Raw genomic sequence first — 9,217 nt, forward strand, 5'->3', positions numbered from 1 at the left:
GACCGGTCCCCGCCACGACGGTGTAGGGTCTCGGATGCTGAGACGCCTGAGCTTCGAGAGGAAGGAGGGGGAAGGTGGTCCCGATATCTCCCGGCGACAGGGGCGCAAACTCGGAGCTGGCACTCGCCCGGACGCTCTACCGCCTGGTCCTGCAGCACCCAACATGGACCGCCGGTGAACTCGCCGCCGCCGCAGGGATCCCCACGGCCCAGGTGGAACTGCTCCTGGAGAACCTCGAGGGCCTCGAACTGCTCGCCACCTCCACGACGGCCCGTGGCGGCTACTCGCCGGTCGACCCGGAGGTCGCGGTCCTGCGGCTGATGGCGGCGGAGGAGCGGAAGGCCGCAGCGTTCCAGCACACGCTCAAGGCGACCCGGGAGTCGATCCAGACGATCGTCGCCGACTTCATGGCCATCCGTTCGGAGAAGCGTGAGTCGGTCAGCATCGAGATCTTCGACACCACGGACCAGGTCAACGTGTTCCTGTACGACGCGCTCAGCACAGTCCGCTCCCACGAGTGCACCATGCACCCCGGCGGCATCCCCCCGGTCGAGTTGCTCGACGACATGCTCCTGCGGGACAAGGCGGCGGTCGACCAGGGCATCCAGATACGCACCCTGTACGAGCGGCACATCGCCGAGGTCGACTACGTCGCCGACTACCTCACCGAGGTCTCGCAACTGGGCATGGACGTGCGGCTCACCGACCACCTGCCGATGCGCATGATGATCTTCGACGACGACCGGGTGCTGGTCCCGATCAACCCGAAGGTCAGCGAAGAAGGGGCACTTGCGGTACGGGGAGCGGAACTGGTCCGCTCCTTCCAGACCTTCTTCGACTTCTGCTGGCACAACGCTCTCTCGTGGAGCCAGGTGACCGAGGCGCGGTCCCTGAACATCACGTTCTCGCCGCAGGAGCGGCTGATCCTGCACATGCTCGCCTCGGGAGCCAAGGACGAAGTGATCGCCCGTCGACTGGGCGTGTCCACGCGCACCCTGAGCCGGATGATCTCGAACCTGCTGGAACGGCTCGGCGTGCAGTCCCGCTTCCAGGCGGCACTCAAGGTCGCGGCAATCGGCGGCTTCCACTGAGCGTCCCTCCGGTCCCGGTCCCGGTCCCGCGCCGGATGCCCCCGGCGGACGCTCAGACGCCGGGCTGGTTTCCCAGGCGCAGTGCACCGACGGTCTGTTCGAGGATCCACGCCACCGCACGCGCCTGGCGTACTCCGAAGCGCTCCGCCTCGGTGCCGGCAACGATCGCATGGGCCATCTCGCGGTACACCTCGGCACGCAACTCCCGGGTGCTGACCGCAGGCAGGTCCTCGATCTGCCTGCCGTCCTGGACGGTGACACCGCCGTCGCGTATCCGCAGGCGCTTGTCCTTGCCGAGGACCTCAAGACACTCGACCTGCGCGGTCGACTCGCCGGTCACCACCAGCGCCAGGGTGGACTCGTTCTCGAACTCGACCGTCCCCGCGATCCGCGAGTCGATGCCCGCGACACGTTCACGCTTGCCGGCCAGCCGCACCGAACGGGGCTCGCCGAGCACCCGGCAGGCCAGGTCGAGGTAGTGCACGCCGCGGTGCGCGGTGATGCCTCCGAGGGAGACCAGCGGGTCCTGCCGCCAGTGGGCGCGCTCGTAGTGAGCCGGCGGCTGGTACCAGGACACCTCGAGCACGGCGGAGGCCGCGGTCCAGTCCCAACCCTCGACCTGCTCCGGGATGCTCTGCCGGTGCTGCAGCATCACCCCGACGGGGCGCCCGTGCTTCTCGGCGATGTCGAGCAGCAGGTCGATCTCGGCCACGGACACCGCCGGCGGCGTCTCCACCAGCACTGCCTTGCCCGCCTCCAGGGCCTGCTGAGCGGCGGCCGCGCGACCGCCCGGGGGGATGCACAGGGAGACGAGGTCGACGGTCCTGTCCGCCAGCAGTTCGTCCCACCCGTGCACCCGATGCAGTTCACCGGTGTCGAGTCCGGGGTCGTGGTCGAACACCGCCCGGACGCACGCGAATGACTGGCCCTCCAGCGCCGCCGCGTGCTGGCGCCCCGCTACGCCGAAACCGACGAGCCCCACTCCGATGGTCATCACGACCGTCCTCTCTGTGCGCGGGCGCAGGTGATCCGGTCGGCGGGCCCGATCGTGGAAGTTGTCGGCCGGTGCATCGAATCGCCGACGGCAAGGAATCCCGAGCAGAGGACTCCGGATCGATTTCGGCACAACAACGCCGCACGGTCCGCCGACTAGACACTAGCGCCTATACCTCGCCTGCAATCCAGCGTTTCATCCGGAATCGGGTCAGGATTCCGGTCAACCGTTCGACGTTCCTGCCGAACCGTCACGAAACGGATCCTGACCCGGATTCCCCGTCGCCCGGACAGAAGGTGCTCTCCCTGGCCTACGCCGGGATTCTCAGGCGTCGACCCGGCCGGTCGCGGGCAGCCAGTCGGCGGCCTTCGGGTCCTCCCTGACCACCTCCCGACGCAGCGCGGCGAACAGTGTGGCGGCGGATCCGGCCTCGGCCTCGTGCCACTGGGCCGCGGTCGACGCAGCGGTCTCCTCGGTGACCCGGACGAGCTCGCGTCCGGTCGAGTAGGCGAGGACCTGCGCCTGGCTGGCCCGCTCGAGGAAGTAGAGCCGGTACCACGCCTCGGCGAGGTTCGCGCCGACCGTCATCACGCCGTGGTTGCGCATGAGCACGGCGATGGAGCCGTCGTCCTTGACGGCGCTGCGCAGTTGGTCCCCTTCGGCCTGCGTGCGGGCGATCCCGGCGTAGTCCACGTACGAGACGTGGCCGTGGAAGAGCATCGCCGACTGGACCAGCCGGGTGTCGAGTCCCTCGGCGGTGTTGGCGACGGCCGTCGCGTAAGGCTGGTGGGTGTGGAACACCGCGACGACGTCGGGGCGCGCCTGGTGCACGGCCCGGTGGATGGTGAAGGCGGCCCGGTCCCAGTGGCCGCGCCCGGAGAGCACGGTCCCGTCGTCGGCGACCTCGAGGATGTCCTCGGGAGTCAGCTCGGACCAGTGCTTCCCGTAACTGTTGATCAGCAGCCGTCCGTCGGGCAGGGCAACGCTGAAGTGGTTGTCGACGCCCTCGTGGAAGCCGTGGATCACGCCACCGCGCAGGGCGAACACCACATCGCGCCGCAGTTCCTCGATCTGATCGGACACGCGTCCTCCTTCGGAATCAAGCATTTCTTCTGGCCGGCCCGGCACGGCGGAGACTACGGGCGGAGTCGTCCGCAGGACGGAAGGTGACATGAAGCTGCCAGCCACGTCCGGCATGCCCAGCTCCCCGCACCGAACATGGCGCTCCGTCAGGCCTCTGCCAACGGGCCCGGGGCCTCCGCCTGCCGCTGGTGCGTGCGGTCGGACCAGCGCACGACACCGGGCACCGCGAGGCTGCACGCGGCGAACAGCCCGCCCAGCAGCCACCAGCCGGGAGCACCGGAATCGACGCAGAACAGGCCGACCACGGCAGGCGCGACGACGTTGGCGATCTGGGCGCCCATGTTGAACACGCCGGTGTACTCGCCCTGGGCGTCGTCGGGCGCCAGACTGACGCGCAGGTGGAAGCAGCCGGCCGCCTGCTGGATCTCACCGACCGTCATGACGGCGGTGCCGAGCACGATCAGCGCCCCCGCACCGAACGTGCTCGCCGACGAACTGCTCGATCCGATCAGTCCCATCCCGACCAACAGCGCCCAGCCGGACCTGCGCCAGACCCGGGCAGCGGTGTCGTTGCTGTCCACCCCCTTGGTCATCCGCACCTGCAGCACGACGGTCATGACTGTCCCGATCACCAGGCTGGTGCCGATCAGCCAGCGCGGGGCGTGCGTGTGGAACACGATCCACAGCGGCAACGCAAAGGTGAACGCCCTGAGCTGGAAGGACGTGATGGCGTTCAGTGCGGTGAAGGCCAGGTAGGGCCGGTCACGCAGAGCCGTGCGCCGGCTCTTCCGTGCGCCGCCCGCCGCCCTGCTGCCACCGGCCGGTTCGACGTGCGGCAGCCGGAGCAGGATGGCGGCGGTGGCCACGAAGGTGACCGCGTTGGCGAGGATCAGCGCCGTGTACGCCGTGCGGGTGTTGACCTGGATCGCCAGGGCCGAGAGCAGCAGACCGATGCTGGCGCTGAGGTTGACGGCGGACCGCAGGTAGGCCCGGAACTGCGCCTGCCTGGCGCCGCCGAACCTGTTGACGATGGGGCCGCGCGCGCCGCCGCTGCCGGCCTGCGCCAGCGTCCCGACCGTGAGCACCAGGACGAACGACCAGAAGTCCCTGACCAGCACGAGGCTCGCGGTCGCGGCGGCCTCGACCAGCAGCGTCACCAGATAGATCTCGCGCGGGCCGCGCCGGTCGGCCAATCGGCCGATCGGCGGGCCGCCGAACATGCCGACCAGCGTGCCCAGACCGACCCCGAGGCTGACCTTGGCGACGGAGAAGCCGATCACCTGGGTGTAGAACAGCACAGCGCTGACGGACATCAGCCCGTTGCCCAGCATGTTCACGAACATGGCGGTCGCGATGTCGCGCCCGGCTCCTCGTTCGAGCAGCAGGCCGCGTTCGACCAGCCACGGGCGACGCGGCTGTCCGGCCGCGGCGTCGTCCGCGGTCGGGGCGGGATTCGGGTCGGATACGGTGCTCAAAGCGGGTGACTTCCCTCTTCGGACGGCCGGTTCGTCCCGGGCGGAAGCCTCGGGCGGACGGACCGGTGCGGGGGACGCGGACAGGCCCGTCATCGTCTCAGGGCCGGGCCCGTCGCCCCCGGGGATCGGGGTGCGTGGACCGGACATGACCGGAAGGCGCCAGCACGCCGCCGTGTCTCGCCATGCGGACGACGGCACCGGGCATCCCACTGTCCTGCCTGATGAGGCTCCCGGCACGGGAGACCGCCCCTGGGCGTTTTCCACCCGTTCCACCCGCTATGCGTACCGGCGTCCGGCCCCGACTGCATGCCCTTTCCGTGGAGTACGTTGCCCGCATTGCCAACCGACTGGGAGCTTTCGATGGACCGTGAGACCGTGCAGACCGGAACGCGATCCCGGCTCGACATCGACGCGCTACCGGCCGCCGACCTGAGCGCGCTCGGTCGGTGCCTCCGTCAGTCCGGTTACACGACCGGGCGCGTTCGACGGCTGCTCGAACTGGCCGACCCGGTGGAGGAGATCCTCGCCAACACCGGCCGCTACTCCTGGCAGTGCTGGGACCAGCTGGCCGAGTCCACCGAGCCGCCCTCCGTCCTGGGCCGGCTCTTCCTCTTCTGCGGGCAGGTGCCGACCGCCGAACTCGACGGCCTCGACCCGGCTCTGACGACGCTGCTCCGGCGGCTGGGGCTCGTCGAACCGGTGCCGGACGACCCGGCGAAGGTGCGCGCGGTCGTCGCCCTCACCGAGTTCCAGGGGCGCTACTTCCTCTCCGACACCCTGTTCGAGCGGGTGGGCCACGACCTCCTCGTCAGCGCCGACGAGAGCCGGTGCATGCCACCGCACGCGTCCTCCCTGGAGCTGTTCAGCGCGCTGCGGAAGCCGGATCACGCCCGGTCGTTCCTCGACGTCGGCTGCGGGTCGGGATGCCAGTCGGTCCTGTTCGCCTCGGAGTACGAACGCGTGACCGGCTTCGACCCGAACCCCGCGTCGGCGGCGTTCGCGCGGGCGAACGCGTCACTGAACGGCGTCCGCGCCGACTACGCGGTGGCCGGCTGGGAGTCGTTCAGCGCCGACGAGCCGTTCGACCACGTCGCCTTCAACACCCCGGACGCCGACACGGCGTTCGCCTTCATCAACGCGGGACTGGACGCCGTGCTCGCCCCCTCCGGCCGCGCCCAGGTCTGGCTGGTCTGCGAGATCGCCCAGAGTGAGGGGAACCTGCAGGGCGCCCTGCGCAGGCGCCTGCGCAACCCGCAGGACTGGCAGGTGACGACCCTGGTCCACCGGGACTCGCCCCTGTCGCTCACCCAGGGGGACATCCTGGCCCGGCGCCTCCCCTACGGCACCCTGCTGGTCGGCCACCCCTCGGAGAGGGAGGCCTTCTTCCGGCGACTTGCCGAGCGCCGCACGGTCGAGATCGTGAGCACCACCCTGACCGTCCAACGCCGCTGACGGTGCACGGCACGGCACGGCACGGCACGGCTCAGGCCAGTGCCTGCAGCCGCGCCGTGTCCACCTTGCCGTTGACGGTCAGCGGGAGCGTCGGCAGGGCGGTAACCGTCGCGGGCACCATGTGGTGCGGCAGGAACGAGGCCGTGCGGCGGCGGATCTCCTCGGTCGACCGGAGGCCGTCCAGGACGACGTAGGCGGCGAGCCGGGAGGTCGCCGAATCACCGGGCACGCTCTGATGCACGACCACCGCGGCCGCACGCACCCCGGGGTCGTCCAGCAGAACCGCTCGGATCTCGCCCAACTCGATCCGGAATCCGCGCAGTTTGACCTGGCTGTCGATGCGCCCGAGGTGGTCGAGCCGGCCGTCTGGGTGCAGCCGGCCCAGGTCGCCGCTGCGGTACTGGCGGATTCCGGTCACCGGGTCCTGCACGAAGCGCGCCCGGGTCAGCTCGGGCTGGTTCAGGTAGTGGTCGGCCACCCCTGCCCCGCCGACCCAGATCTCCCCGGCCGCACCGAAGGGCAGCACGGCTCCCCGGCGGTCCCGCACGGAGACCGACCAACCGGGCAGGGCCCGCCCCACGCTGCGGTCGACGGCGTCGGCCCCGGCGACGGTCTGCGCGGTGACGTGGACAGTGGTCTCGGTGATGCCGAACATGTTGACTAGGCGGCAGCGCCCCGCCGGGTGGCGGTCCAGCCAACCCCGCAGCATCCGCACGTCCAGGCTCTCGCCACCGAAGACGACCAGGCGCAGTGCCAGGGCCGGACGCATGCGGGCGTCGGCCTCGTCGAGGGCCGCGAACGCCGCCGGCGTCTGGCTCAGGACCGTGACGCCCCGGGCTGCGAGCAGTTCGATGAAGTCTTCCGGCCACAGCGCCGCCTCCGCACTGACGACGACCAGGTGACCGCCGGTCAGCAGGCAGCCCCAGATCTCCCAGACCGAGAAGTCGAAGGCACTGGAGTGGACGAACGACCACACGTCCGCGGGGCCGAGGGACAGCTCGTCCCGGGTGGCGTCGACCAGCGCCGCCACATTGGCGTGCGGGACGGCGACGCCCTTGGGACGTCCGGTGGAGCCCGAGGTGTAGATGACGTAGGCGATCGAGGCCGGATCGACGGCGAAGGGTGAGTCGTGCGTGGACGCCGCGGTCAGCAGCTCCGCGGTGGTCACCGTGGCGCGGTCGGGGAACGCCGCCCGGCCGGCGTCGTCCGTCACGACGAGCCTCACCCCGGCGTCCGCGGCGGTGTAGGCGAGCCGCTCGGCGGGGTACGCGGGGTCGACCGGGACGTAGGCCGCGCCGGCGCTCATGACACCGAGCATGGTGGCGACGGCCGTTGCGTCGCGTTCCAGGCTGACCGCGACGCGGTCGCCGGGCACCACCCCGCGCTCGCGCAGGCCGGCGGCGATCCGGCGGCTCCGCTCGGCCAGCTCGCGGTAGGTCAGGGTGGTGTGGCCGTCGCTGACCGCCGCGGAGTCGGGCTGCGCGAGCGCGACGGCGGTGAACCCGGCCGGGATGCTGGTGGGGACGAATCCCGGACGGGCCGGAGTGCCGCCGACGGCGACGACCGCCGCGACCTGCGGCGCCGGCAGCTGCGCCACCTCGTCGAGCGCGCGGTCGCGGTCCCCGCGCGCGTAGGCGCCCAGGAGCGAGCCGAGGACCAGGGCGAACTGCTCGGCGGTGCCCCGGGCCAGGACGGACTCGTCGGTGCACAGCCGGGCCTCGATCCGGCCCTCCGGTCCGACCTCCACGGTGACCGTCACCGGGAACGGCGGGGCGGTGAACGGGACATAGCGGTCCACGGTCGCGTCGACGACGAACACCCCGACGACCGGACGGGCCCCGGGCGGCGCGGGGACGACAACGTCGGCGTGGCTGCCGAGCGCCGACGCGTCCTCGTCGTCGGCCGGGTTGCTGGTCCCGGCGCACTCCACCGAGTCGTCGGCGAACACGGCGAAGACCGACGAGTCGGCCAGGCGGTAGTGCGCCAAGGCCGCCGCGACAGCGTCCCGCGCGGCCAGGGCCGCGCGCGTGGCGTCGACGACCACCTCGGGGTCCACCGGGACCGGCACGCTCAACGGCTCACTGCGTCTACCGCGTTCGCCCAGGTTCCAGTCCACCGGACCGGGCACGGGCCACGACTCGGCCGGAGCCGTCGTCCCTGGCGGCGCACCGAGCACCGTTGCGGCGAGGGCCGCCAGCCCGAGGCGGCCGAGCCGGTCGCGGCGGGCCGTGACCAGCAGCTCGACGCCGCCGTCCGGGCGGGCGAGGACGCAGAGTCGGGCCAGGCCGTCGCCCTCCCCGGCAGGGGCGGCGACCGGCTCCGTCGCAATCGCCAGCCCGGCCAGCTCGGGACAGAGCCGCCCGGCGGAGGCGAGGTTGCCGCGCAGCACGTCGAGGTCGGTGTCGGCCGGAAGCCGGCGGACGAGCGTGTGGCAGACCCCGTCGAGGGTGGTGCTCGTCGGCCGGACGATGGTCGGGGGCATCAGGGCCTCGCCTTTCCGCCGAGTACGGGCTGGAGGGTTACCGGATGGTGCGTGTGGCGAGGACGTCCTTGCCACGGTGCAGGGTGGGCGTCGCGGCGGAGACGGTACCAACGCCGGCGGGTCGCATCGGCGGGCCTGGCAGTAAGTGGCCAGCCGCGTGGACGCCCCGGGCACCACGGTTATGGTCGAGCTCGGATCACGGCCCCGGACCTTAGGACTTCGTTCTCGGGCCTTCGGGCCTGGGCCCGGGCCCAGGGCACGCGCTGCGTTCAGCCCGCCCGCACCGGACCCCCGCCGCTCCGCTTCCGTCCACCTCCACCAGCAAAGGATGCAATCCCATGGCGAACCCCTTCGACGACCCCGACGGCCGCTTCCTGGTGCTCTTCAACGACGAGGGTCAGTACTCGCTCTGGCCCGAGTTCGCCGAGGTTCCCGACGGCTGGACGTGCGAGCTCGGTCCGGCGGACCGTGCCACCTGCATCGAGCACATCTCGTCGGTCTGGACCGACATGCGGCCGCTCAGCCTGGTCGCCCAGATGGAAGCCGTCTGAGGCAGGCTGAAGCAGGACCGCGCGTATCGCGCGGGGGCGCGGGGCCCCGGGGGGGGGGCCCCGGGGGGGGGGGGGCGCGCGGGGCGCCC

At 71.5% G+C, this 9,217-nt stretch carries 7 protein-coding genes; 3 read left to right on the plus strand and 4 right to left on the minus strand.

The genetic code is table 11. The features are described 5' to 3' along the window. Nucleotides 1-74 precede the first annotated feature (74 nt). A complete protein-coding gene (locus ABH931_RS38380; protein WP_370124390.1) occupies nucleotides 75-1,091 on the plus strand; it encodes a LuxR C-terminal-related transcriptional regulator in 1,017 nt (338 codons plus the stop codon). 52 nt (nucleotides 1,092-1,143) lie between these two features. Here the strand turns inward: ABH931_RS38380 and ABH931_RS38385 are convergent, their stop codons facing one another. From ABH931_RS38385 to ABH931_RS38395, 3 genes are all read right to left on the minus strand, one after another. Next, nucleotides 1,144-2,085, minus strand: coding sequence for a Gfo/Idh/MocA family protein (locus tag ABH931_RS38385; protein WP_370124392.1), 942 nt, complete (start codon nucleotides 2,083-2,085; stop codon nucleotides 1,144-1,146). 324 nt (nucleotides 2,086-2,409) lie between these two features. Further along, nucleotides 2,410-3,168: a class II aldolase/adducin family protein gene (locus ABH931_RS38390; RefSeq protein ID WP_370124394.1), complete on the minus strand. Its 759-nt coding sequence runs from the start codon at nucleotides 3,166-3,168 to the stop codon at nucleotides 2,410-2,412. Between the two features lie 146 nt (nucleotides 3,169-3,314). Then, nucleotides 3,315-4,643: an MFS transporter gene (locus tag ABH931_RS38395; RefSeq protein ID WP_370124396.1), complete on the minus strand. Its 1,329-nt coding sequence runs from the start codon at nucleotides 4,641-4,643 to the stop codon at nucleotides 3,315-3,317. A gap of 360 nt (nucleotides 4,644-5,003) precedes the next feature. On the opposite strand from ABH931_RS38395, the gene ABH931_RS38400 reads away from it, so the two are divergent. Continuing rightward, a complete protein-coding gene (locus ABH931_RS38400) occupies nucleotides 5,004-6,095 on the plus strand; it encodes a class I SAM-dependent methyltransferase (protein WP_370124398.1) in 1,092 nt (363 codons plus the stop codon). A 31-nt stretch (nucleotides 6,096-6,126) separates the two neighbouring features. Here ABH931_RS38400 and ABH931_RS38405 read toward each other — a convergent pair whose 3' ends face one another. Then, nucleotides 6,127-8,577 (minus strand): amino acid adenylation domain-containing protein, encoded by a 2,451-nt coding sequence (locus ABH931_RS38405; RefSeq protein ID WP_370124400.1) that lies wholly within the window; start codon nucleotides 8,575-8,577, stop codon nucleotides 6,127-6,129. A gap of 338 nt (nucleotides 8,578-8,915) precedes the next feature. Here ABH931_RS38405 and ABH931_RS38410 point away from each other — a divergent pair, with 338 nt between their 5' ends. Next, nucleotides 8,916-9,128 carry an MbtH family protein gene (locus ABH931_RS38410; RefSeq protein WP_370124402.1) on the plus strand — a complete coding sequence of 71 codons (213 nt, stop codon included), beginning with the start codon at nucleotides 8,916-8,918 and terminating at the stop codon, nucleotides 9,126-9,128. Nucleotides 9,129-9,217 lie beyond the last annotated feature (89 nt).

Source organism: Streptacidiphilus sp. MAP12-33 (genome assembly GCF_041261265.1).
GTDB lineage: Bacteria > Actinomycetota > Actinomycetes > Streptomycetales > Streptomycetaceae > Streptacidiphilus.